The organism is Rhodoplanes roseus (assembly GCF_003258865.1).
Taxonomy (GTDB): domain Bacteria; phylum Pseudomonadota; class Alphaproteobacteria; order Rhizobiales; family Xanthobacteraceae; genus Rhodoplanes; species Rhodoplanes roseus.
Genome location: NZ_NPEX01000013.1, coordinates 18,582 through 39,848, shown reverse-complemented (window position 1 = coordinate 39,848; position 21,267 = coordinate 18,582). Strand labels below are relative to the sequence as shown.

The window sequence follows — 21,267 nt, the reverse complement described above, 5'->3', positions numbered from 1 at the left end:
GTCGCGGCTCGCGACGGTGCGCGGGACGACGCCGGCGACGCCGACGAGGCCGGCCAGCTCGGAGCCGGCCAGATGGGCGAGCGGATCGACCAGCACGTCGCGGCCGCGGCCGACATGGGCCAGCACGGCGACGAGGTTCGCCATCGTGCCGCTCGGCAGGAACAACGCAGCCTCCTTGCCGACCCGCGCGGCAGCGAGCCGTTCGAGGCGTGCCACGGTGGGATCGCCGTCGCGGCTGTCGTCGCCCAGCGGCGCCGTGCGCATCGCCTCCAGCATGGCCTCGGTCGGGCGCGTGACGGTATCGCTGCGCAGGTCGACGATGTCGCCCGCGGCGGGCTTGCGATTCACCATCATGCCTCGCCCGCCTCGGTGGCGAGTGGCAGCGCCCCGGAGACCGCGTCGACGGGCGCCTGGTCGTGAGCCGTGTCTCCGGCGAATTTCTGAACCAGCTTCACCGCGACCGTGTTGCCGAACACGTTGACGGCGGTGCGTCCCATGTCGAGGAACGCGTCGACGCCGGCGATGATGGCGAGCGCCTCGACCGGCAGGCCGATCGCGGTCAGCACCATGGCGACGGCGACCAGCCCGCCGGACGGCACGTTGGCGCTGCCCTTGCTGGCGATGGTCGTCACCATCAGGATGGTGAACAGCGCCGAGCCGGTCAGCGCCACGCCATAGGCCTCGGCCAGGAACGTCACGGCCAGCGCGAAATACATGATCGAGCCGTCGCGGTTGAAGGCGTAGCCGAGCGGCAGCACCACGCCGATGATCCGCTCAGGCACGCCCATGGCGCGCAGCTTCTCCATGTGGACCGGCAGCGTTACCTCGGAGGAGCGCGTCGAGAAGCCGAGAATGACCGGCTCCATGATGCCCTTGGTGACGGCGATCGGCTTCTCGCCGATGGCGAGCAGCATCAGCCAGAACACCCCGACCATGAGAGCGAGGCCGAGATACATCACCAGCACCAGCTTCGCGAGGGCCATGACGGTGGCGAGCCCCTGCGAGGCGAACAGCCAGGCCACGATGGCGAAGATGGCGAGCGGCGCCGTCGACGTGATCCAGCGGGTGATCTTGAACATCGCCAGCATGACGGCGTCGAGCGTGGCGACGATCGGGCGCGCCGCTTCGCCGATGGAGGCGAGCGCCAGCCCGAACAGGATCGAGAACACCAGGGTCGGCAGCACCTTCTGCTCGGCCATGGCGGCCAGCACGTTGGACGGGATCATGTCCATGAAGAACTTCACCCAGTCGACCGACACGGCGAGGTTCGCCGGGATCTTCCCGGTGGCGGCCAGCGACGCCCCGGCCCCCGGATGGAAGATCGCGTTGAGCCCGAGCCCGATCACGATCGACACCACCGTCGCGAAATAGAAATAGGCGAAGCAGACCCCGGCGATGCGGCCGAGCGTGCGCATCTCCTGGCCCATCCGGTAGATGCCGAGCGTCACCGTGGCGAACACCACCGGGATGACGATCATCTTGATCGCCTCGACGAAGGCGGTGCCGAGCGGCCGCAACGCCACGCTGAACTCCGGCCACGTCGTGCCGACCGCCAGCCCGAGCGCGAGGCCGACCAGCATCTGCACCGCGAGCGGCCATCTGAACGGATTCACTGTGGCGGCTCGTGTGCTCATGATCGGCCCTTTCGTCCGGTGTCCTGCGGTCTGGTCGCGCCGAGCGCCTGCAGGCGCGCGTCGAAGGCGGAGGCGAGATGGCGCCACATGCGCTGCTGCGCCGCCTCGGGGTCGCGCGCCGCGATGGCGGCGTGGATGTCGAGATGCTCGCGCACCGCCTGCCGGGTGCGGTCGGGGCTGTAGCGGCGCATCGTCTGGAGCGCGAGGCCGCTCTGGGCGCGCAGCGCCTCGTAGGCGGCGGTGAGCCGGCCGTTCTCGGCGGCGCGGAACAAGGCATCGTGGAACGCCCAGCCGACCTGCTGGGCCGCGTCGACGTCGATGGTCTCGGCTGCGACGAGAGGACGGAGCTGCGCCACGCAGTCGTCGAGGTCCGGGGTCGACCCGCGGGTCGCGGCCAGGAAGGCGGCGAGGCCTTCCAGGGCCAGCCGCATCTCGTGGATCTCGCGCAGATCGTCGAAGGACAGTCGGCGCACGAAGGTGCCGCGCATCGGATGCACCACCAGGAGCCCGTCCTGGGTGAGGGCGCGCAAGGCCTCGCGCACCGGGGTGCGGCCGAGCCCGAGCGCCTCGGCGAGGCTGCGCTCTGACAGCGGCTCGTCCGGGTCGATCGCCCGGCTGACGACGAGGTCGCGGATGCGCGCATAGGCGTCGTCGCGGCGCAGCGGGGGCGGCTTGATCATGCCTGGCATTCAACTGGCATGCCAGTGGCATGTCAATATGGCCGCGGTTCGAATGCCCATCCCGCGCCGGCAGGAGGCGCCGTCGAGGACCCTGATTGCTGGACCGGTCGGTTGGGAAGCGGGCCGTGCGCCGAACGCGGTCAGATCAGCCGCAGGCCCTTGAAGCTGGCGTGGCCGTCCTTGCCGACGATGATGTGGTCGTGCAGGGCGATGCCGAGCGGCTTGGCGACGTCGAGGATCGCCTGGGTCATCTGAATGTCGGCGCGCGAGGGGGTGGGGTCGCCGGACGGGTGGTTGTGGACCAGGATGACGGCCGTCGCCGACAGTTCGAGCGCCCGCTTCACCACTTCGCGCGGATAGACGGGCGTGTGGTCGACGGTGCCGACCTGCTGGACCTCGTCGGCGATGAGCTGGTTGCGCTTGTCGAGGAACAGGATGCGGAACTGCTCCTTGTCGGCGAACGCCATCGCGGTCCGGCAATAGTCGAGCACGGCCGACCACGACGACAGCACGGTGCGCCGCTTGACCTCGCCGCGGGCGATCCGCTGGGCCGCCGCCTGGACGATCTTGATGTCGGTGATGGCCGCCTCGCCCAGGCCGGCCACCTCGGCGAGGCGCTGCGGCGGCGCCGCGATCACCTCGGCGAAGGAGCCGAACCGGGCCACCAGGGCCTTGGCCAGGGGCTTGACGTCCCGGCGCGGCAACGCCCGGAACAGCACCAGCTCCAGCAGCTCGTAGTCGGTCACGGCGTCGCTGCCGGCGTCGCGGAAGCGCGCCCGCAGCCGGTCGCGATGGCCGTGATAGTGCGGGCTCGCCTCCGCCAGCCCGACCCGGTCGTCGGGGTGCTCGTCGTTCACCATGGTCCACACCGGGTGCGGTGACGGTCGCTCACCGGTACCAGAATGGCCGACTCGCGGCGAGCTTTGCAATCCGCCTCGCACCGAAAGGTTGTGACGATCCCGGCCACCCGGCCGCAGCGGTGGCGCACTTGGCCGGGGTACCCTAAGGAACGGACATCATTTATAACCGTTCTAAACTGGTTCAGCAGACCTGCAGGCACCCCCATGAAGCGCTTCGCCGACCTCAGCGAGCAGGAAATCATCGCCCTCGCCATCTCCAACGAGGAGGAGGACAACCGCATCTATCGCGGCTTCGCCGACGGGCTGCGGCCGCAATACCCCAAGTCGGCCGCCATGTTCGAGGCGATGGCCGACGAGGAAGTCAACCACCGCACCTGGCTGTTCGACCTGTATCGCCGGAAGTTCGGCGACTACATCCCGCTGATCCGCCGCCAGGACGTGAAGGGCTTCGTCCGCCACAAGCCGCTGTGGCTGGTGCGTCCGCTCGGCCTCGACGAGGTCCGCAAATACGCCGAGACCATGGAGTACGAGACGGCGCGCTTCTATCGCCGCGCCGCCGAGCTGAGCCGCGACGCCACGATCCGCCAGCTCCTGCTCAAGCTCGCCGAGGCCGAGGACAAGCACGAGGCGCTGGCCGAGCGGCTGGAGGCCGAGCTGCTCACCACCGATGCCCGCGCCGAGGAGGACGCCACCGCAAGGCGGGTGTTCGTGCTGCAATACGTGCAGCCCGGCCTGGCCGGGCTGATGGACGGCTCGGTCTCGACGCTGGCGCCGCTGTTCGCCGCCGCCTTCGCCACCCAGAACACCTGGGCGACCTTCCTGGTCGGCATGGCGGCGTCGATCGGGGCCGGCATCTCGATGGGCTTCGCCGAGGCGCTCTCGGACGACGGATCGCTGACCGGGCGCGGCTCGCCGTGGCTGCGCGGCGGCGTCTGCGGCCTGATGACGACGGTCGGCGGCCTCGGCCACACCCTGCCCTACCTGATCCCGCATTTCTGGACCGCCACGCTGGTGGCCTTCGCCGTGGTGATCGCCGAGCTCGCCGTGATCTCGTGGATCCGCTGGAAGTACATGGACACGCCGCTCCTTTCGGCGACCTTCCAGGTGGTGCTGGGCGGCGTGCTGGTCTTCCTGGCCGGGATTCTCATCGGCAGCGCCTGAGGCGTAGGCCCCGCCCGTGGGGCCGGCCGGGGCGCCAGGGGTGGATCGCCGGCGCGCCAGCGTGTAAGACCCCGGCGCACGGTTCAAGCGTCGTGCCCGCCCGTCGCGGGCATCCAACGAACGATCACTGGTCCAACAAAGGCGTGGATGGCGGGGCGAGCCCCGCCATGACGCGTGTGGCGAAACATGCTCCGCTCGGCACTCCTCAACGTCATGGTGGCCGCCGCCCGCAAGGCCGGCCGCACCCTCAAGCGCGATTTCGGCGAGGTCGAGCACCTGCAGGTGTCCCTCAAGGGCCCGGCGAACTTCGTCACCGCAGCCGACCGCAAGGCCGAGGAGACGCTCAAGGCCGAGCTCGAGAAGGCCCGGCCCGGTTACGGTTTCCTGGGCGAGGAGGGCGGCCTGCAGGCGGGCTCCGACCCGAGCCACACCTGGATCGTCGACCCCCTCGACGGCACCACCAACTTCCTGCACGGCATCCCGCAATTCGCCATCTCGATCGCGCTCCAGCGCGACGACACCATCGTGGCCGGGGTGATCTACAATCCGGCCAACGAGGAGCTGTTCATCGCCGAGCGCGGCAAGGGCGCCTTCCTCAACGACCAGCGCATCCGGGTGGCCGGGCGCCAGCGCCTCGCCGACGCGGTGATCTGCTGCGGCCTGCCGCATCTCGGCCGCGGCGACCTCGCCCAGTTCCGCAAGGAGTTCGCCGTGGTCCAGGAACGGGTGGCCGGCCTGCGCCGGTTCGGCGCCGCGGCGCTCGACCTCGCCTGGGTGGCGGCGGGCCGGTTCGACGCCTTCTGGGAGCGCAACCTGTCGCCCTGGGACATGGCGGCCGGCATCCTGATGATCCGCGAGGCCGGCGGCTATGTCAGCGACTGCGAGGGCGGCGACCAGATGCTCGGCCGCAAGAGCATCATCTGCGGCAACGAGACCATGCAGCGGGAGATTCTCGCGCTCCTGAAAGCCGCCAACCGGGAGTGACCGGCCCGTCCGCCCCGGGCGAGGCGGAAAATCCGGCGGACTCCGGGGGCGACCATGACGCGGTGCGTTAATTTCGCCGCGCGCCTGTGCCATATTGGGATCGAACCGAGACCGGCGGAATCACCATGGCCAAGTCCGAGCGCGACATCGACCCGTTCAAGGTGTCCTCGCCACGCATCTACCTGTTCCGGATGCTGGTTTTCCTGGTTCTGGGCGCCCTTCTGGTGGTCGTCCTGCATCGCCAGATCTGGGCCGCGTTCCTGGCGAATCCCGGCCTCAACGGGCTGATCGTCGGGGTGCTGCTGATCGGCGTGGTCCTCGGATTCCGCCAGGTGGTGCGGCTGTTTCCCGAGGTCGCCTGGGTCAACGGCTTCCGGCTCGCCGATCCCGGCCTCGCGGTCGAGCGCCCGCCGACCCTGCTCGCCCCGATGGCGGCGATCCTGGGCGACCGCATGGGCAGCATGGCGCTGTCGGCCCAGACCATGCGCTCGATCCTCGATTCGATCGCCATGCGGCTCGACGAGGCGCGCGACACCGCCCGCTACATGACCGGCCTCCTGGTCTTTCTCGGCCTGCTCGGCACCTTCTGGGGCCTGATCGAGACGGTCGGCTCGGTCGGCAAGGTGATCGAGGGCCTGAAGATCGGCGGCGATTCGAGCGCCATGCTGGACGCGCTCAAGGAGGGGCTCGCCGCCCCCCTCGGCGGCATGGGCATCTCGTTCTCGTCGTCGCTGTTCGGCCTCGCCGGCTCGCTGGTGCTCGGGTTCCTCGATCTGCAGGCCAGCCAGGCGCAAAACCGCTTCTACACCGAGCTCGAGGACTGGCTCGCCACCACGGTGCGCGAGCTCGGCGGCGTCGCGAGCGGCGCCGGCCTGCCCGTTCAGGGCGCCATGAACCACGAGATGCGCGACGCGCTCGGCCGCCTGCAGGACGCCATCGCCGAGGCGAGCGCCGGCAAGGCCGCGACCCACGCGATGGCCAATCTCGCGGAAGGGATCCAGGGCCTGGTGCAGCACATGCGGCAGGAGCAGCAGATCATCCGCGACTGGGTCGAGGCGCAGGCCGAGCAGCAGGCCGAGGTGCAGAAGCTGCTCCAGGTCCTGGCCCGGCAATACGCCGAGAAAACCTGACGGACGGACCCGCGCATGGCGCTTTCCCGCTTCCGTCGCGACCGAGGGGTCGACTACTGGCCCGGCTTCGTCGACGCGCTGTCGACACTGCTGCTCGGCGTGATCTTCCTGCTCACCGTCTTCGTGGTGGTGCAGTTCTTCATGTCCCAGGAGGTCGCCGGCAAGGACACGGCGCTGCAACGGCTGACCGCGCAGATTTCGCAGCTCACCGACCTGCTGTCGCTGGAGAAGACCGGCAAGGCCAACCTCGAGGACGAGATCGCCCGGCTGTCGGCGAGCCTCGCCGGGGTCGAGAGCGAGCGTGACCGGCTGCGCGCCGGCGCCCCCGGCCCCGGTGCGCAGGACCAGCTCGGCGCCGCGCAGGGGCGCATCTCCGAGCTCTCCGGCGCCCTCGACTCCGAGAAGCGGGTGACGGCGCGGGCGCTGGCCCAGGTCGAGCTCCTGAACCAGCAGATCGCCGCCCTGCGGCGCCAGCTCGGCGCCCTCGAATCCGCCCTGGACGCCTCCGACCGAAAGGACAAGGACGCCCAGGCCCGCATCGCCGATCTCGGCCAGCGCCTCAATGTCGCGCTGGCGCAGCGCGTCCAGGAGCTGTCGCGCTATCGCTCGGACTTCTTCGGCCGGCTGCGCGCCATCCTGGGCAACCGGCCGGACGTGCGCATCGTCGGCGACCGCTTCGTCTTCCAGGCCGAGGTGTTCTTCGATTCCGGCCAGGCGATCCTGCGCCCCGAAGGCCGCATCGAGCTCGACAAGCTGGCCGCCGCGCTGACCGATCTCGAAAAGCAGATTCCGGCCGAGATCCCGTGGGTGATGCGGGTCGACGGCCACACCGACATCCGCCCGATCGCCAGCCCGCAGTTCCCGAGCAACTGGGCGCTGTCGGCGGCCCGCGCCATCTCGGTGGTGCAGTACCTGATGTCCAAGGGCGTGCCGCCGCAGCGCCTGGTCGCCGCCGGCTTCGGCGAGTACCAGCCGCTCGATCCCGACCGCACCGAGGAGGCCTTCCAGCGCAACCGCCGCCTCGAGCTGAAGCTGACCGAACGATGACGATCACCGATCCCGGGCCTGCGCCGCAGGCCGTTTCCCGATCCGCCCCGAGCGTCCGCCCCTACGAGCGACAGGACGAGGAGGCCGTCATCGAGCTGTGGCGGCGGACGTGGCAGACCACCTATCCGCAGCACGACTTCGCGGCCCGGGTCGCGTGGTGGCGCGAGCGCTGGCGCACCGAGCTGGTGCCGATGGCGTCGGTCATGGTGGCCGAGATCGACGGCGAGATGCTCGGCTTCGTCACCATCGACGAGAGCGGCTATCTCGACCAGATCGTGGTGGCGCCCGAGGCGTGGGGCACGCCACTCGCCACCCTGCTGCTCGACGAGGCCAAGCGCGTCGCCCCGACCGGCATCGCGCTGCACGTCAACAAGGACAATTACCGGGCGATCCGCTTCTACGAGAAGCAGGGTTTTGCCATCGGCGGCGAGGACGTCAACCCGCTCTCCCAGTCGCCCGTCTTCATGATGATCTGGCGGCCTTAGACTGCCAGGCGTGCCCGTCACACCACCGGCACGGCCTCGCCACCGGTCTCGAACTGCAGGCGGGCCAGGCGGGCGTAGAGGCCGCCTTTGGCGACGAGGGTGTCGTGCGTCCCCTCCTCGACGATGCGGCCCTGGTCCATCACCAGGATGCGGTCGCAGGACAGGACGGTCGCCAGGCGGTGCGCGATGACGAGCGTGGTGCGGCCCTGCATCAGGCGGGACAGTGCGGTCTTCACCAGGGTCTCGTTCTCGGCGTCGAGCGCCGAGGTCGCCTCGTCCAGCAACAGGAGCGGGGCCTCGCGGAGAATCGCGCGGGCGATGGCGAGACGCTGGCGCTCGCCGCCCGACAGCAGCACGCCGCGCTCGCCGACCGGCGTCTCCATGCCCCGCGGCAGCCGAGCGATGAACTCCGACGCCGCCGCCAGCTCGGCGGCACGGGCGATGTCGGCGTCGCTGGCGCCCGGTCGGCCGAACCGGATGTTGTCGGCGATCGAGGCGGCGAACACGGCGGCGTCCTGCGGCACCAAGGCGATGCGGCTGCGCACCGCCTGCGGATCGGCTTCGGCGAGGCGCACGCCGTCGAACGTCACGGCGCCCGACGCGGGATCGTAGAAGCGCAGCAGCAGGTGGAACACCGTGCTCTTGCCGGCCCCGGAGGGACCGACGATCGCCACCTTCTCGCCGGGGCGGACCCGGAACGACACGTCGTCGAGCGCGGTCGCGTCGAGGCGGGTCGGATAGGAGAAGCGCACCCGCTCGAAGGCGACCTCGCCGCGCGGCGTCGGCGGCAGCGGCAGCGGGTTCTTCGGCGCGGCGATCTGCGGCTCGAGCGCGAGCAGTTCGGTCAGCCGCTCGGCGGCGCCGGCGGCCTGGGAGATCTCGCCCCATACCTGCGACAGCTCGCCGAGCGCGCCGGCGGCGAACACCGCATAGATCACGAACTGGCTGAGCCGCCCCGCCGTGATGCGCTGCTCGTAGACGTCCTGGGCGCCGACCCAGAGGATCACGACCACGCAGGAGAACACGATGAAGATGGCGACGCCGGTCAGCCCGGCGCGCGCCTTGGTCGATGCGAAGGCGGCCCGGCAGGCGCGCTCGACCGCCTCGCCGAAACGCGTCGTCGCCATCACCTCGTTGGTGAAGGCCTGCAGCGTGCGGATCGCGCCGATCAGCTCGGCCGCGTAGCCGGACGCCTCGGCGAGCGTGTCCTGCGCCTCGCGCGAGCGCCGTCGTACGACGCGGCCGAAAGCGACCAGCGGCAGCACGATGACCGGGATCACGGCGAGCACGAACAGCGACAGGCGCGGGCTCGTCACCACCATCATGGCGGTCGAGCCGAAGAACAGCATCAGGTTGCGCAGCGTGATCGACACCGAGGCGCCGACCGCCGACTTGAGCTGCGTCGTGTCGGCGGCGAGCCGCGACACCAGCTCGCCGCTCTTCTCGGAATCGAAGAACGACGCGGACAGCGAGGTGAGATGCGAGAACACGCGGGTGCGCAGGTCGGCGACGATGCGCTCGCCCAGCGTGGTGACGAGGTAGTAGCGCATCGCACTCGCCCCGGCGAGCACGGCGGCGAGCAGGATCAGCACCGAGAAGTACTGGTGGATGAGACCCGCATACTCCTCGGTGAAGCCGAAATCGATCATGCGGCGGACCGCGACCGGCAGCACCAGCGTGGCGACCGAGGCGACCACCAGCGCGACCAGCGCGGCGAGCGCCCGGCCCTTGTACCGCATGACGTAGGGGATCACCGCGAGCAGCGGCTTGATGTTGCGCCGGTTGTCCGCCGGCGGCTGGCCGGCCTGGGACGCGCTCGAACCGAGCCCGCGTCCGCCGCTGTCAAGATTCATGGGAGATCCCGCTCGACGTCGACACAAACTGGACCGTGATAGAACAGCATTCGCACGAGCCGGCCACCAGGCGGTGGAACCGGCTCGCGGGCGGCCGGACAATGACTCGCGCGGCGACACCTGACAATGCGCGGAACCGTCCGGGGCTTGATTTTCGGCAACGTGGTGACGAGGTGCGGGCGAGCCGCGACGGGCGGGTCCGCCCCGACTTGTCTCGCCGGGGCCGCTGGGATATAGACCCCGCAACCTTCGGACAAACCTACGACTGCAGGACCGAGCGATGAAGCCCGAGATTCACCCCCAGTACCATACCGTCAAGGTCGTCATGACGGACGGCAGCGAGTTCGAGACCCGCACCACCTGGGGGCAGTCCGGCGACACGCTGCGGCTCGACATCGACCCGAAGTCGCACCCGGCCTGGACCGGCGGCTCGCAGCAGCTGCTCGACCGAGGCGGCCGCGTGTCGCGCTTCCAGAAGAAGTTCTCGGGCCTCGGCCTGAAGTGAGCCGGACGGCTGCGGCCGTCCCGTCCCGTCTCCGCACCGTCGACGTCACCGTGGCCGGGCTCCCGCCCGGCCTTTCGGCGTTTGCGCGATACGATGTGTCGACGACGTCGTCATTCCGGGGCGCACCGCAGGTGCGAACCCGGAATCCAGAGACGAACGCACAGCGCGCGGCTGGATCCCGGGTCCGGCGCTCGGCGCCGTCCCGAAATGACTGAGTCCTGTTGCTGTCGCAGAAAGCGGAGTGGCGCGCCGACGCCTACTCGCCGTCGCGCTCGAACGCGGCCTTCAGCAGCCCGAGCTGACGCTCCAGCGGATTGACGGCGGGAGCGACCTCGGACACCGGGGCGTGGATGGTGGCGTCGAGCCGGCGCACCTGGTCCTGCAGCTTGAGCGAGCGGTCGACCAGCTCGACCAGCTTCTCGGGGAGGAGTCCGAGCGTCTCGGCGTCGGACTGGTCGGCCATGCCGAGCTTGACCTTGGTCTTCTCGCGGTTGGCCTGGTCGAGGGACATCTCGCCCTCGTTCACGGCCCGATGCAGCAGCAGCCACGAGGCGAGCTGCATCAGCCGGGTGGTGAGCCGCATGCTCTCGGTGGCGTAGGACAGCGCCGCGGCCCGCTCCAGACGCTTGGACTCATGCCGGCCCGGCCCGTCCAGATAGGCGGCGGTTTCCTCGACCAGCTTCATGCCGTCGCTGAACAGCGCCACGAAGGCCTGGGAGGATGCGAGCCTAGCCCCGAAGGAGACCGGGCTCGCCATGATCGGCGAATTGTCGGACATGAGCACCCCTGTTGGCCCGGACTATGGCGAGGGGGGGCGGTGGAGTCCAGCCGGCGGCGTTCCCGCGCACCGCAAGTTTTCGCGACATAGTTTCCGCGACTTCAGAAGCCGGGGCGAAGGCCGGCTTAACTGCAACCGGCAGCCCGGCCGATGGCCTCGCCCCGGTCGCATCCCCGGGTGGCCGGCAAAAAAGGGGCCGCCACGAAGGCGGCCCTAAAGTGTCAACAGGGAGGCGTCAAACAGAGTGGACAGGAGCCACTCGATGTCCACGAGGTGGACGATCAAAGTAATAAAGCGGAAAGCTTAACGGCGTCTTACCGTCCGCAGCCCCGGGGGGATGGCGGCAGGGACAGGCGAGTGGCGAATGGCGAGTGGCGGCACCGGCCCTACTCGCCATTCGCCACTCCCCTTTCGCCCCCTCACCGCTTGAACCACTGATCCGCCGCCGAGCGCGACGCCTGCTTGCGGTCGCGGGCGGCCTCGAGCCGCTCGATCTCCTCGCGCAGGAGGGCGATGCGCTCCTCCAGCTCGGCGACCGAGAGGAGCGCCAGATCCTGCCCGATCTCGTGGGCCCGCCGCGGCTTGGGCCGGTCGTCCTCGTCCCCGATGGCCATCACGATCTCCTCGACAAGCGGTCCTGCCGGCCGGCAATACCGGTTCCCTCGTCCCGCCAAAATGCTCTAGTGTGTCGGCCCGCCGACCCGCCGTACCCGGCGCGGCGAAAATGCGCCGAGGACCGCCTGGCTTGCAAGCGCCTCCCGCCGGACAGGGCTGCCGTTACGGATGACGTCGTTCCATGAGTGAAATCCCCGCCCGCATGACCGCCATCGGCATTCGCACGCCGGGCGGCCCGGAGGTCCTGTGTCCCGAGGAGCGCCCGGTGCCGGCGCCGGGTGCAGGTGAGATCCTGGTGAAGGTCCAGGCGGCGGGCGTGAACCGGCCCGACGTGGTGCAGCGCCGGGGCCTCTACCCGCCGCCGCCCGGCGCGTCCGACATTCCGGGCCTGGAGATTTGCGGAACCGTGGTCGCCACCGGCCCGAACGCGTCGCGCTGGAGCATCGGCGACCGCGTGATGGCGCTGGTCTCGGGCGGCGGCTATGCCGAGTTCTGCGTCGCCCACGAGAGCCATGCGCTGCCGGTGCCGCCCGACATGGCCGCCACCCAGGCGGCGGCCGTTCCCGAGACTCTGTTCACGGTGTGGCACAACGTGTTCGAGCGCGGCGGCCTGAAGGCGGGCGAGACCCTGCTGCTGCACGGCGGCTCGTCCGGCATCGGCACCATCGCGATCCAGCTCGCCAAGGCGTTCGGCGCACGCGTGATCGTGACGGCCGGCTCGGCCGAGAAATGCGAGGCGTGCCGGGCACTCGGCGCCGATGTCGCGGTGAACTACCGCGAGCAGGATTTCGTCGCCGAGACCAAGGCCGCGACCGGCGGCGCCGGCGCCGACGTGATCCTGGACATGGTCGGCGGCGACTATATCGAGCGCAATTACGAGGCCGCCGCGGTCGAGGGCCGAATCGTCCAGATCGCCTTCCAGGGCTCGCCCAAGACGACGGTCGACTTCCGCCGCATCATGCTCAAGCGCCTGCATCATACCGGCTCGACGCTGCGCTCCCGCTCGGTCGCCGACAAGGCGGCGATCGCGCGCGCCGCCGAGCAGGCGGTGTGGCCGCTGCTGGCCTCGGGCCGCGTCCAGCCCGTGATGGACCGGACATTCCCGCTCGCCGAGGCGGCCGCCGCGCACGCCCGGATGGAATCGAGCGCCCATATCGGCAAGATCGTGCTCGCAGTCTAGGTTCGGCAAGGCCGCGTTCTGTCAACGCCCCGCCCCGGCTCGCACCGGCCGGCGGGGACATCTCTGGAGGTGTGGCTTGCTTCGGCGTCTCTGCGCCACGCTGATGTCGGCGATCCTCGTGGTGGTCGCGGCCGTCTCGGCCGCGCACGCCGTGCAGGCCGTCAGCGTGCGCCCCGACGTGCCGGCCATCGACCTCACCGACGCGGTGGAGCGCCAGCAGACCGAGGGCGACCGCGTCCAGGTCTCGACCGCACCCGGGCCGGACGGCATCGTGCGCCGCATCGAGGTGCGGGCCCGCGAGGGCGGCGGCAACTGGGCCGTGCTGGCGCTGGCCAACACCAGCGACGAGCAGTTCGACCGGCTCATCGTGGTGCCGCACTATCAGATGGTCGGCTCCGGGCTGCTGTGGCCGGACCTCGGCCTGTCCCGCGTCGTCACCGTGACGCCGAGCTCGGGCGACCGCCCGGACCGCCAGGACAGCGCCACGGCCGACATCTTCCGCGTCACCCTCGACCCCGGCGCCGTCGTCACCTTCGTGATCGAGCTGCGCACCAACCGGCTGCCCCAGATCTATCTATGGGAGCCCGAGGCCTACAAGGACAAGATCAACAGCTTCACGCTGTATCATGGCATGGTGATCGGCATCGCCGGCCTGCTGGCGCTGTTCCTCACCATCCTGTTCGTCGTCAAGGGCAGCGTCATGTTCCCGGCCGCCGCGGCGCTGGCCTGGGCCGTGCTGGTCTATATCGGCGTCGACTTCGGCTTCTGGGGCAAGGTCTTCGACATGTCGGCCGGGGCCGAGCGCGTGTGGCGCGCCTGCGGCGAGGCGATCCTGGCCGCCACCCTGGTGGTGTTCCTGTTCGCCTATCTCAATCTCAGCCGCTGGCACGTCCGCTACGCCCATGTGACGATCGGCTGGCTGACCGTGCTGGCCGCCCTGTTCGCCGTGGCGCTGTGGGACCCGGCGATCGCCTCGGGCGTCGCCCGCCTGTCGCTGCTGCTGGTGGCGACGCTCGGCCTCGGCCTCGTCCTCTATCTCTCGACCCACGGCTTCGACCGCGCCGTGCTGCTGATCCCGACCTGGCTCCTGCTGGTGGTCTGGGTGTTCGCCGCCGGCATGACCGTGACGGGCGCCGTCACCAACGACATCGTCGGCCCCGCCCTGCTCGGGGGTCTCGTGCTGATCGTCATGCTGATCGGCTTCACGGTGATGCAGCACGCTTTTGCGGGCGGCGTCACGCAGGGCATCGTGTCCGACGTCGAGCGCCGGGCGCTGGCGCTGACCGGTGCCGGTGACCTGATCTGGGACTGGGACGTCACCACCGACAAGGTGTTCACCAGCCCGGAGACCGAGCAGGTGCTCGGCCTCAAGCGCGGCACCCTGGACGGCGCGGCGGCGCAGTGGCTCGAGATCCTGCACCCGCTCGACCGTGACCGCTTTCGCGCCACCCTCGACAGCGCGCTGGAGCAGCGCCGGGGTCGCCTGGTGCAGGATTTCCGTCTGCGCACCACCGACGGACACTATCTGTGGTTCACGTTGAAGGCGCGACCCGTGGTCGGCTCGGACGGCGAGGTCGTGCGTCTCGTCGGCACGCTCACCGACGTGACCGAGTTCAAGACCGCCGAGGAGCGGCTGTTGCACGACGCCGTGCACGACAACCTCACCGGCCTGCCCAACCGCCAGCTCTTCCTCGACCGCCTGCAGAGCGTCTTCGCCTTCGCCAAGGCCGATGCCACGATCAAGCCGACCGTGATGGTGATCGACCTCGACCGCTTCAAGCAGGTCAACGATTCGGTCGGCATGGCGGTCGGCGACTCGATCCTGCTGACGCTGGCGCGCCGGCTCGGCCGCCTGCTGAAGGCCCAGGACACGCTGGCCCGGCTCGGCGGCGACCAGTTCGGCCTGATCCTGCTCTCCGAGCGGGAGTCGGGTCGCGCCATCGCCTTCGCCGAGACGATGCGCAAGACCATCAACGGGCCGATCACGTTCAACGACCGCGAGATCATCCTGACCGCATCGATCGGGGTCGCGCTCCACGACGCGCAGGCGCAGCGCCCCGACGAGGTGCTCAAGGACGCCGAGCTGGCGATGTATCACGGCAAGCGGATCGGCGGCGACCGCATCGAGATCTACAAGCCGGCGATGCGGGCCCGCAAGACCGACCGGCTGACGCTCGAATCCGAGCTGCGCCGCGCCCTGGAGCGCGAGGAGATCACCATCCTGTACCAGCCGATCGTGCGGCTGGAGGATCGCTCGGTCGCCGGCTTCGAGGCGCTGGCGCGCTGGGACCACCCCAAGATGGGCCGGCTGTCGCCGTCCGAGTTCATCTCGATCGCCGAGGAGATCGGCCTGATCGTCGACCTCGGCCTGTTCGCCCTGGAGCGCACCGCCCGCCAGCTCGCCATCTGGCAGCGCGCCGTGCCGACCCGGGTGCCGCTGTTCGCCAGCGTCAACGTCTCGTCGCGCCAGCTGCTGCGCCACGACCTGATCCACGACCTGCGCACCGTGATGGCGCGCTCGGGCCTGATGCGCGGCAGCCTGAAGCTCGAGCTCACCGAGTCGCTGGTCATGGAGAATCCCGAGCTCGCCGCGCAGATCCTGCACCGGATCAAGGAGCTCGGCGCCGGGCTGGCGCTGGACGACTTCGGCACCGGACACTCGTCGCTGGCCTACCTGCAGCGCTTCCCGTTCGACACCATCAAGATCGACAAGTCGTTCGTGCGCACCACCGCCAAGGGCACCCGGCCCGTGCTCCTGCGCTCGATCATCGGGCTGTGCCACGATCTCGGGATGGAGGTGGTGGCGGAAGGCGCGGAGACCGATTCGGACGCCGTCGAGCTCTACCAGCTCGGCTGCGAATACGTGCAGGGCTACGTGTTCGGCGAGCCGATGCCGGCCGAGGCCGCCCGCGAGCTCCTGGTCAGCGACCGCCTGGCGCTCGCGACGCGTTAACTGCTCAAAGGCACGCTGTTAGTCGGCGCTACCGCTCTTGCGTTCCCTCCCCCCTTGTGGGGGAGGGACAGGGAGGGGGGGAGCCCCACGCGCGGAGTTCGGGGCTCACCCCCCTCTCCACCTCTCCCCCACAAGGGGGGAGAGAGCCGGCTGCGGCACGGGGCTCGGCTCAGATCGCCTCGATACGAAAACCTCTCACGCGTGACCGGATTCGCTCGACAGCATGCCGGGGTGGATGCCGATCTTCTCGAGGGCGCGCTCGTATTTGCGGTCGGTGTCGGCGCCGAAGATGAGGTCCGGGTCGGCCGTGCAGTGCAGCCAGCCATTGGCCTGGATCTCGGTCTCGAGCTGCCCCGGCGCCCAACCGGCGTACCCGAGCGCCAGAACGGCCGAATCCGGTCCGTCGCCGCGCGCGATCGCCTTCAAAATGTCCAGCGTGGCGGTCAGGCAGATGCCGTCGTCGATCGGCAGGGTCGAGTTCTCGATGAAGAAGTCGGCCGAGTGAAGAACGAAGCCGCGCCCGGTCTCCACCGGACCGCCGCGCAGAACCTTCACGGACCCGGCCCGTGGCGGCAGGATGATCAGGTCGGAGGCGGGAATGACCTCGAGCTGCACCAGCAGGTCCGCGAAATTGATGTTAGGGGCCGGCTGGTTGACGATGATGCCCATGGCGCCCTCGGACGAATGCGCGCAGACGTAGATCAGGCTTCGGGCGAAACGCTCGTCGCGCATGCTCGGCATGGCGATCAGCATCTGTCCGTCCAAATAGCCCCGTTTGGGCTCGTGATCCTGCGCGATCTTCCGTGCGGCTTTCATCTCGGCGAGATTACTCCGAGCGGCTCGTGTTGGGCAACGCGTGTCGCCGCCGGACGGGTGCCCACCGGGGCGCCCTGGCTGCCCAGAAAGCTTCTACGCCGCCGGCACGGCGTCCCTGCGACACTCCGCCGAACGAGAGACTGACTCATGAATGCACCGACATTGCGGCTCTCCGCCCTCTCGTTCGTCCTGGCCGCCACGGTGGTGTCGGCGGAGGGTGCAGGCGGTCCGCCCGCCGCCTCCCCGTGGAACGGCGATGCGCGCGCCGCCATCAGGCTCGTCGGCGGAACGCCTGGCGGCGCCCCGCCGTTCCTCGTCGCCGGTCTCGAAGTCCGGCTGGCGCCCGGCTGGAAGACCTACTGGCGGTATCCGGGTGACTCGGGCGTGCCGCCGCGCTTCGATTTCGCCGGCTCGACCAATGTCCGTCGCGCCACCGTGGGATGGCCGGCGCCGAAGCGATTCGAGGACGGCGCCGGCACTGCAATCGGCTATTCGGACCGGGTGATGTTTCCGCTCACCGTCGAGCGAGAGGACCCGACCCGTCCCGCGACGCTGGCAGTCGAACTGGATTACGCCGTCTGCGAGAAGCTGTGCGTCCCGGTGACGGGCCGCGCGACGCTGGCGCTGCCGGCCGCCGCCGACGAGGCCGCGACCGTGGACGCGGCGGGCGCGAAAGTGCCCCGGCGGGCCGAGTTGGGTGCTCCCGGGGCCCTGTCGATCCGCACGGTCCGCCGCGAAGGCGCGTGGCCGAAGCCCCGCATCGTCGTCGCCGTCGCGGCGCCAGCCGCCACGCCCGTCGACCTGTTCGCCGAAGGCCCGACCGAGGACTGGGCGCTGCCGCTGCCCGAGCCCGCCGGCGACGGGCTGGACGGCACCCGCCTGTTCGCCTTCGCCGTCGACGGCGCCCCGCCCGGAACCGACCCGAAAGGTGCGGCCCTGACCCTGACGGCCGTGGCCGGCGACACCGCCATCGAGGTTCGGGTGACGGTCGATTGACGCCGTCCCCGCCGCCGCTCGCGCAACGGGCTTGCGCACCGTCGCACGGATGCTTCAATTCGCCGCGTAGAGATCGTCCGGTCCGGCGGTTCGCCGCCCGGAGACCTCTCCGTCCACCCTCGTCACCCGGGCGGCCGCAAGCGGCCACCCCGAGCTTCAACCCAAGCGTGAGAGACACCATGCCCATTCAGGTCGGCGACCGCATCCCCGAGGCAAAATTCCGCGTCATCACGGCGGGCGGACCGGCCTGGGTCACCACCGACGAGATCTTCAAGGGCAAGACCGTGGTGCTGTTCGCGGTGCCGGGCGCCTTCACGCCGACCTGCTCGAACAACCACCTGCCGGGCTTCCTCAAGAACGCCGACTCGATCAAGCAGAAGGGCGTCGATACCATCGCGGTCACGTCGGTCAACGACGCCTTCGTGATGAACGCCTGGATGAAGGCGAGCGGGGCCGAGGGGCAGATCGAGTTCCTGGCGGACGGCAACGGCGACTTCGCCAAGGCGATCGACATGACCATGGACATCAGCGCCGGCGGCCTCGGGGTCCGCTCCAAGCGCTACGCCATGCTGGTCGAGGACGGCGTGGTGAAGAGGCTGTCGGTCGAGCAGGAGGCCGGCAAGGCCGAGCTGTCGAGCGCCGACGCACTGCTCGCCGCGATGTGACCCGGATGCGCGCCCGTCCGCCGGGCGCGCATCCATCCGGCCCGCGTCACACCGCGACGCGCATCGCGGCCGCGGTGTGGGCGGCCGCGGCGCCCCGCCGGAGCGCGGCGATCGCCTCGGCATAGTCCGGCTTGCCGAAGATCGCGCTGCCGGCCACGAACGTGTCGGCGCCTGCGGCGGCGACCTCGCCGATCGTGTCGGGCGTGACGCCGCCGTCGACCTGGAGGCGGATCGGCAGCCCGATCGCGTCGATCATGGCGCGGACCACTCGCACCTTGTCGAGCACGGGGCGGATGAAGGCCTGGCCGGCGAAGCCGGGATTGACCGTCATCAGCAGCACCAGATCGACCTGCGGCAGCACGCAGTCGAGCGCGTGCGCCGGCGTCGCCGGATTGATCACCACGCCCACCTGCTTGCCCTTGGATCGGATCAGCTGAAGCGTGCGGTCGAGATGCGGGCAGGCCTCGACGTGAACCGAGATCAGGTCGGCGCCGGCGGCCGCGAAGCCTTCCACCAGCGCGTCGACCGGCTGCACCATCAGATGCACGTCGATCGGCATCGTCGTGTGCGGGCGCACCGCCTTCAGCACCATCGGGCCGAAGGTGAGGTTCGGCACGAAGTGATTGTCCATCACGTCGAAATGGATCCAGTCGGCGCCCGCTGCTTCGACGGCTGCGATCTCGGCGCCGAGGCGTGAGAAGTCGGCGGACAGGATGGACGGAGCGATGACGGTGTTCATGCCGCACCTCCGGCCGATCCGCCGACGGCCGCAGCGACGACGTCCGCCACGCGCTCGGCAGTGAAGCCGAACTCCTTCAGCAGGTCCTTCTCGGGCGCCGACTCGCCGAAGCGGTCAAGCCCGACGACCCGGCCGGCCGGTCCCGCGAGACCCCGCCAGCCGCGGGTGACGCCCGCCTCGACCACGACGACGGGCGTGCCGGCCGGCACCAGGGCGGCGCGCGCCTCCACCGGCAGCGCCTCGAAGCGCTCGACACAGGGGACAGATACGACCCGCACCGGCAGGCCGGCCTGGGCGAGCAGCGCGGCCGCATCCGTCGCCAGCCGCACCTCCGACCCGGTCGCCACCAGGGTGGCGCACGGGCCGACGGCGTCGCGAAGAACCCGAGCGCCGGTTTCCGCCAGGACGTCGAGGCCGCTCGTCGGCTGCGGCGGCAGCGCCTGACGGGTGAGGATCAGGGCGGTCGGTCCGTCGCGCCGCTCCAGCGCCGCCGTCCAGGCCACCGCGGTCTCGGCGGCATCGGCCGGACGCCAGACGTCGAGGCCGGGGATCAGCCGAAGGCTCTCCACGTGCTCGATCGGCTGGTGGGTCGGCCCGTCCTCGCCGACCGAGATCGAGTCGTGGGTGAACACGTAGATGACCCGCAGCCCCATCAGGGCCGACATCCGCACCGCGTTGCGCGCGTAGTCGGAGAACACCAGGAAGGTCGCGACATACGGGATGAACCCGCCGTGCAGCGCGAGCCCGTTGGCGATCGCCGACATGCCGAACTCACGCACGCCGAACAGGATCTGGTTGCCGGCTGGATCGCGCGTCACCGGCACGCTCTTCGGGTGGAACGTCAGGTTCGAATGCGCGAGATCCGCCGAGCCCCCCAAAAGCTCGGGCAGCGCCTTGGCGAACTCGGTCAGCGCGATCTGCCCGGCTTTTCGGGTGGCGACGGCACCGGCCGCCGTCTCGGCGGTGAGCGCCACGGCCGCGGCGTCGGCGAAGCCGGCCGGCAGGTCGCCGGCGAGGCGTCGCTCGAACTCCGCTGCGAGGTCCGGGTGCGCCGCCGCATAGGTGGAAAAACGGTCCCGCCACTCGGCCGAGAGCGCGGCGCCGCGGGCGCGACCGTCCCATGCGGCATAGACCTCGGCCGGCACGTGGAAGGGCGGATGGGTCCAGCCCATCGCGGCGCGCGTGCGGGCGATCTCCTCGGCGCCGAGCGGCGCGCCATGGGTGTCCTGGTGGCCCTGCTTGGTCGGCGCGCCGCGGCCGATGGTGGTGCGGGCGCAGATCAAGGTCGGCTTCGTCTGGTCGGCGAGCGCCTGAGCGAAGGCGCGGGCGATCGCCTCCGGATCGTGGCCGTCGACACCCTCGATCACCTGCCAGCCATAGGCACGGAACCGGGCCGGCGTGTCGTCCGAGAACCACTCGGTCACCTTGCCGTCGATCGAGATGCCGTTGTCGTCCCACACCGCGATCAGCTTGCCCAGCCCGAGCCGGCCGGCGAGCGAGGCGGCCTCGTGGCTGATGCCTTCCATCAGGCAGCCGTCGCCGAGGACCACGAAGGTGCGGTGGTCGACGATCGCATGGCCCGGCCGGTTGAACTGCGCCGCGAGCGTTCTCTCGGCCAGCGCCATGCCGACCGCATTGGTGAGCCCTTGGCCCAAAGGCCCGGTGGTCGTCTCGACGCCAGGCGTCATCCTGTATTCGGGATGCCCGGGCGTCTTCGAATGGAGCTGACGGAACCGCTTCAGCTCCTCGATCGGCAGGTCGTAGCCGGTGAGATGCAGGAGGCCGTAGAGCAGCATCGAGGCGTGGCCGTTGGACAGCACGAAGCGGTCGCGATCGGGCCAGCGCGGATCGGCCGGATCGTGCCGCATCACCCCGCGCCACAGCACGGCGGCGATCTCGGCCATGCCCATCGGCGCGCCCGGATGGCCCGACTTCGCCTGCTCGACCGCGTCCATGGCGAGCGCCCGCAGCGCCGCCGTCACGGGCCAGGCGAGCCCCTGATGCGTGTCCTGCCCCTCGCCGTCCTGCCGCTCGATCGTCGCCGGCATGCTCATGGTGGTTCCTCCCGGATGTCGTTCTGGCGGTCGTTCCGGGGCGGCGCACAGCGCCGAACCCGGAATCCAACCGCACGCTCGGAATACGTCGCTGGATTCCGGGTTCGCGCCCTCGGCGCGCCCCGGAATGAC

Annotated in this window: 20 protein-coding genes; 10 read left to right on the top strand and 10 right to left on the bottom strand. The window is 70.2% G+C overall.

The annotated features are described in order from the left end of the window. From CH341_RS35700 to radC, 4 genes are all read right to left on the bottom strand, one after another. The coding region (locus CH341_RS35700) for a beta-eliminating lyase-related protein (protein WP_245430855.1) at positions 1–354 on the bottom strand (354 nt) is incomplete at its 3' end. Beyond that, a complete protein-coding gene (locus tag CH341_RS03535; RefSeq protein ID WP_111417647.1) occupies positions 351–1,634 on the bottom strand; it encodes a dicarboxylate/amino acid:cation symporter in 1,284 nt (427 codons plus the stop codon). The genes CH341_RS35700 and CH341_RS03535, both read right to left, overlap by 4 nt. Further along, complete coding sequence (locus tag CH341_RS03530; RefSeq protein ID WP_111417646.1) at positions 1,631–2,314, bottom strand: GntR family transcriptional regulator; 684 nt, start codon at positions 2,312–2,314, stop codon at positions 1,631–1,633. The genes CH341_RS03535 and CH341_RS03530 overlap by 4 nt, the downstream gene beginning before the upstream one ends. A 140-nt stretch (positions 2,315–2,454) precedes the next feature. Beyond that, the gene (gene radC, locus CH341_RS03525; RefSeq protein ID WP_111417645.1) at positions 2,455–3,174 is read right to left on the bottom strand and encodes a RadC family protein; all 720 of its coding nucleotides are present in this window, start codon (positions 3,172–3,174) and stop codon (positions 2,455–2,457) included. A gap of 204 nt (positions 3,175–3,378) precedes the next feature. Between radC and mbfA the strand changes: the two genes are divergently transcribed. The 5 genes from mbfA to CH341_RS03500 all read left to right on the top strand — a co-directional run bounded on the left by mbfA (position 3,379) and on the right by CH341_RS03500 (position 7,981). Beyond that, complete coding sequence (mbfA, locus tag CH341_RS03520; RefSeq protein WP_111417644.1) at positions 3,379–4,335, top strand: iron exporter MbfA; 957 nt, start codon at positions 3,379–3,381, stop codon at positions 4,333–4,335. A gap of 186 nt (positions 4,336–4,521) precedes the next feature. Next, positions 4,522–5,319 (top strand): inositol monophosphatase family protein, encoded by a 798-nt coding sequence (locus tag CH341_RS03515; protein ID WP_111417643.1) that lies wholly within the window; start codon positions 4,522–4,524, stop codon positions 5,317–5,319. Positions 5,320–5,444: 125 nt separating this feature from the next. Beyond that, a complete protein-coding gene (locus tag CH341_RS03510) occupies positions 5,445–6,449 on the top strand; it encodes a flagellar motor protein MotA (protein WP_111417642.1) in 1,005 nt (334 codons plus the stop codon). Between the two features lie 15 nt (positions 6,450–6,464). Then, the gene (locus CH341_RS03505) at positions 6,465–7,496 is read left to right on the top strand and encodes a peptidoglycan -binding protein (RefSeq protein WP_111417641.1); all 1,032 of its coding nucleotides are present in this window, start codon (positions 6,465–6,467) and stop codon (positions 7,494–7,496) included. Next, positions 7,493–7,981: a GNAT family N-acetyltransferase gene (locus tag CH341_RS03500; RefSeq protein ID WP_111417640.1), complete on the top strand. Its 489-nt coding sequence runs from the start codon at positions 7,493–7,495 to the stop codon at positions 7,979–7,981. Before CH341_RS03505 ends, CH341_RS03500 begins: the two co-directional genes overlap by 4 nt. Positions 7,982–7,998: 17 nt before the next feature. On the opposite strand, the gene CH341_RS03495 is transcribed toward CH341_RS03500, so the two are convergent. After that, entirely contained in the window at positions 7,999–9,834 is a 1,836-nt protein-coding gene (locus CH341_RS03495) for an ABC transporter transmembrane domain-containing protein (RefSeq protein ID WP_111417639.1), read from the bottom strand. Positions 9,835–10,114: 280 nt separating this feature from the next. Between CH341_RS03495 and rpmE the strand changes: the two genes are divergently transcribed. Beyond that, entirely contained in the window at positions 10,115–10,339 is a 225-nt protein-coding gene (rpmE, locus tag CH341_RS03490) for a 50S ribosomal protein L31 (protein WP_111417638.1), read from the top strand. A 256-nt stretch (positions 10,340–10,595) separates the two neighbouring features. Here the strand turns inward: rpmE and rcdA are convergent, their stop codons facing one another. Further along, a complete protein-coding gene (gene rcdA / locus CH341_RS03485; RefSeq protein ID WP_111417637.1) occupies positions 10,596–11,117 on the bottom strand; it encodes a protease adaptor protein RcdA in 522 nt (173 codons plus the stop codon). Positions 11,118–11,536: 419 nt separating this feature from the next. After that, a complete protein-coding gene (locus tag CH341_RS03480) occupies positions 11,537–11,731 on the bottom strand; it encodes a DUF1192 domain-containing protein (protein ID WP_111417636.1) in 195 nt (64 codons plus the stop codon). 182 nt (positions 11,732–11,913) lie between these two features. On the opposite strand from CH341_RS03480, the gene CH341_RS03475 reads away from it, so the two are divergent. Together CH341_RS03475 and CH341_RS03470 are read left to right on the top strand one after the other, a co-directional pair. Further along, a complete protein-coding gene (locus CH341_RS03475; protein ID WP_111417635.1) occupies positions 11,914–12,912 on the top strand; it encodes an NAD(P)H-quinone oxidoreductase in 999 nt (332 codons plus the stop codon). 103 nt (positions 12,913–13,015) lie between these two features. Beyond that, positions 13,016–15,865 (top strand): EAL domain-containing protein, encoded by a 2,850-nt coding sequence (locus CH341_RS03470; RefSeq protein ID WP_111417634.1) that lies wholly within the window; start codon positions 13,016–13,018, stop codon positions 15,863–15,865. 195 nt (positions 15,866–16,060) lie between these two features. Here the strand turns inward: CH341_RS03470 and CH341_RS03465 are convergent, their stop codons facing one another. Then, positions 16,061–16,681 (bottom strand): YqgE/AlgH family protein, encoded by a 621-nt coding sequence (locus CH341_RS03465; RefSeq protein ID WP_111417633.1) that lies wholly within the window; start codon positions 16,679–16,681, stop codon positions 16,061–16,063. A gap of 147 nt (positions 16,682–16,828) precedes the next feature. Here CH341_RS03465 and CH341_RS03460 point away from each other — a divergent pair, with 147 nt between their 5' ends. After that, the gene (locus tag CH341_RS03460; RefSeq protein ID WP_111417632.1) at positions 16,829–17,677 is read left to right on the top strand and encodes a protein-disulfide reductase DsbD domain-containing protein; all 849 of its coding nucleotides are present in this window, start codon (positions 16,829–16,831) and stop codon (positions 17,675–17,677) included. Positions 17,678–17,856: 179 nt separating this feature from the next. Continuing rightward, positions 17,857–18,342: a peroxiredoxin gene (locus CH341_RS03455; RefSeq protein WP_111417631.1), complete on the top strand. Its 486-nt coding sequence runs from the start codon at positions 17,857–17,859 to the stop codon at positions 18,340–18,342. Between the two features lie 46 nt (positions 18,343–18,388). On the opposite strand, the gene rpe is transcribed toward CH341_RS03455, so the two are convergent. Further along, positions 18,389–19,081, bottom strand: a complete 693-nt coding sequence (gene rpe / locus CH341_RS03450; protein ID WP_111417630.1) for a ribulose-phosphate 3-epimerase — start codon at positions 19,079–19,081, stop codon at positions 18,389–18,391. Further along, complete coding sequence (gene tkt, locus CH341_RS03445) at positions 19,078–21,135, bottom strand: transketolase (RefSeq protein ID WP_170149451.1); 2,058 nt, start codon at positions 21,133–21,135, stop codon at positions 19,078–19,080. The genes rpe and tkt overlap by 4 nt, the downstream gene beginning before the upstream one ends. Positions 21,136–21,267 lie beyond the last annotated feature (132 nt).

Coding starts and splice junctions, on each gene's coding strand:
- CH341_RS03535 (WP_111417647.1), bottom strand. CDS start 1,634: ATGAGCACACGAGCCGCCACAGTGAATCCGTTCAGATGGCCGCTCGCG.
- CH341_RS03530 (WP_111417646.1), bottom strand. CDS start 2,314: ATGATCAAGCCGCCCCCGCTGCGCCGCGACGACGCCTATGCGCGCATC.
- radC (WP_111417645.1), bottom strand. CDS start 3,174: ATGGTGAACGACGAGCACCCCGACGACCGGGTCGGGCTGGCGGAGGCG.
- mbfA (WP_111417644.1), top strand. CDS start 3,379: ATGAAGCGCTTCGCCGACCTCAGCGAGCAGGAAATCATCGCCCTCGCC.
- CH341_RS03515 (WP_111417643.1), top strand. CDS start 4,522: ATGCTCCGCTCGGCACTCCTCAACGTCATGGTGGCCGCCGCCCGCAAG.
- CH341_RS03510 (WP_111417642.1), top strand. CDS start 5,445: ATGGCCAAGTCCGAGCGCGACATCGACCCGTTCAAGGTGTCCTCGCCA.
- CH341_RS03505 (WP_111417641.1), top strand. CDS start 6,465: ATGGCGCTTTCCCGCTTCCGTCGCGACCGAGGGGTCGACTACTGGCCC.
- CH341_RS03500 (WP_111417640.1), top strand. CDS start 7,493: ATGACGATCACCGATCCCGGGCCTGCGCCGCAGGCCGTTTCCCGATCC.
- CH341_RS03495 (WP_111417639.1), bottom strand. CDS start 9,834: ATGAATCTTGACAGCGGCGGACGCGGGCTCGGTTCGAGCGCGTCCCAG.
- rpmE (WP_111417638.1), top strand. CDS start 10,115: ATGAAGCCCGAGATTCACCCCCAGTACCATACCGTCAAGGTCGTCATG.
- rcdA (WP_111417637.1), bottom strand. CDS start 11,117: ATGTCCGACAATTCGCCGATCATGGCGAGCCCGGTCTCCTTCGGGGCT.
- CH341_RS03480 (WP_111417636.1), bottom strand. CDS start 11,731: ATGGCCATCGGGGACGAGGACGACCGGCCCAAGCCGCGGCGGGCCCAC.
- CH341_RS03475 (WP_111417635.1), top strand. CDS start 11,914: ATGAGTGAAATCCCCGCCCGCATGACCGCCATCGGCATTCGCACGCCG.
- CH341_RS03470 (WP_111417634.1), top strand. CDS start 13,016: ATGTCGGCGATCCTCGTGGTGGTCGCGGCCGTCTCGGCCGCGCACGCC.
- CH341_RS03465 (WP_111417633.1), bottom strand. CDS start 16,681: ATGAAAGCCGCACGGAAGATCGCGCAGGATCACGAGCCCAAACGGGGC.
- CH341_RS03460 (WP_111417632.1), top strand. CDS start 16,829: ATGAATGCACCGACATTGCGGCTCTCCGCCCTCTCGTTCGTCCTGGCC.
- CH341_RS03455 (WP_111417631.1), top strand. CDS start 17,857: ATGCCCATTCAGGTCGGCGACCGCATCCCCGAGGCAAAATTCCGCGTC.
- rpe (WP_111417630.1), bottom strand. CDS start 19,081: ATGAACACCGTCATCGCTCCGTCCATCCTGTCCGCCGACTTCTCACGC.
- tkt (WP_170149451.1), bottom strand. CDS start 21,135: ATGAGCATGCCGGCGACGATCGAGCGGCAGGACGGCGAGGGGCAGGAC.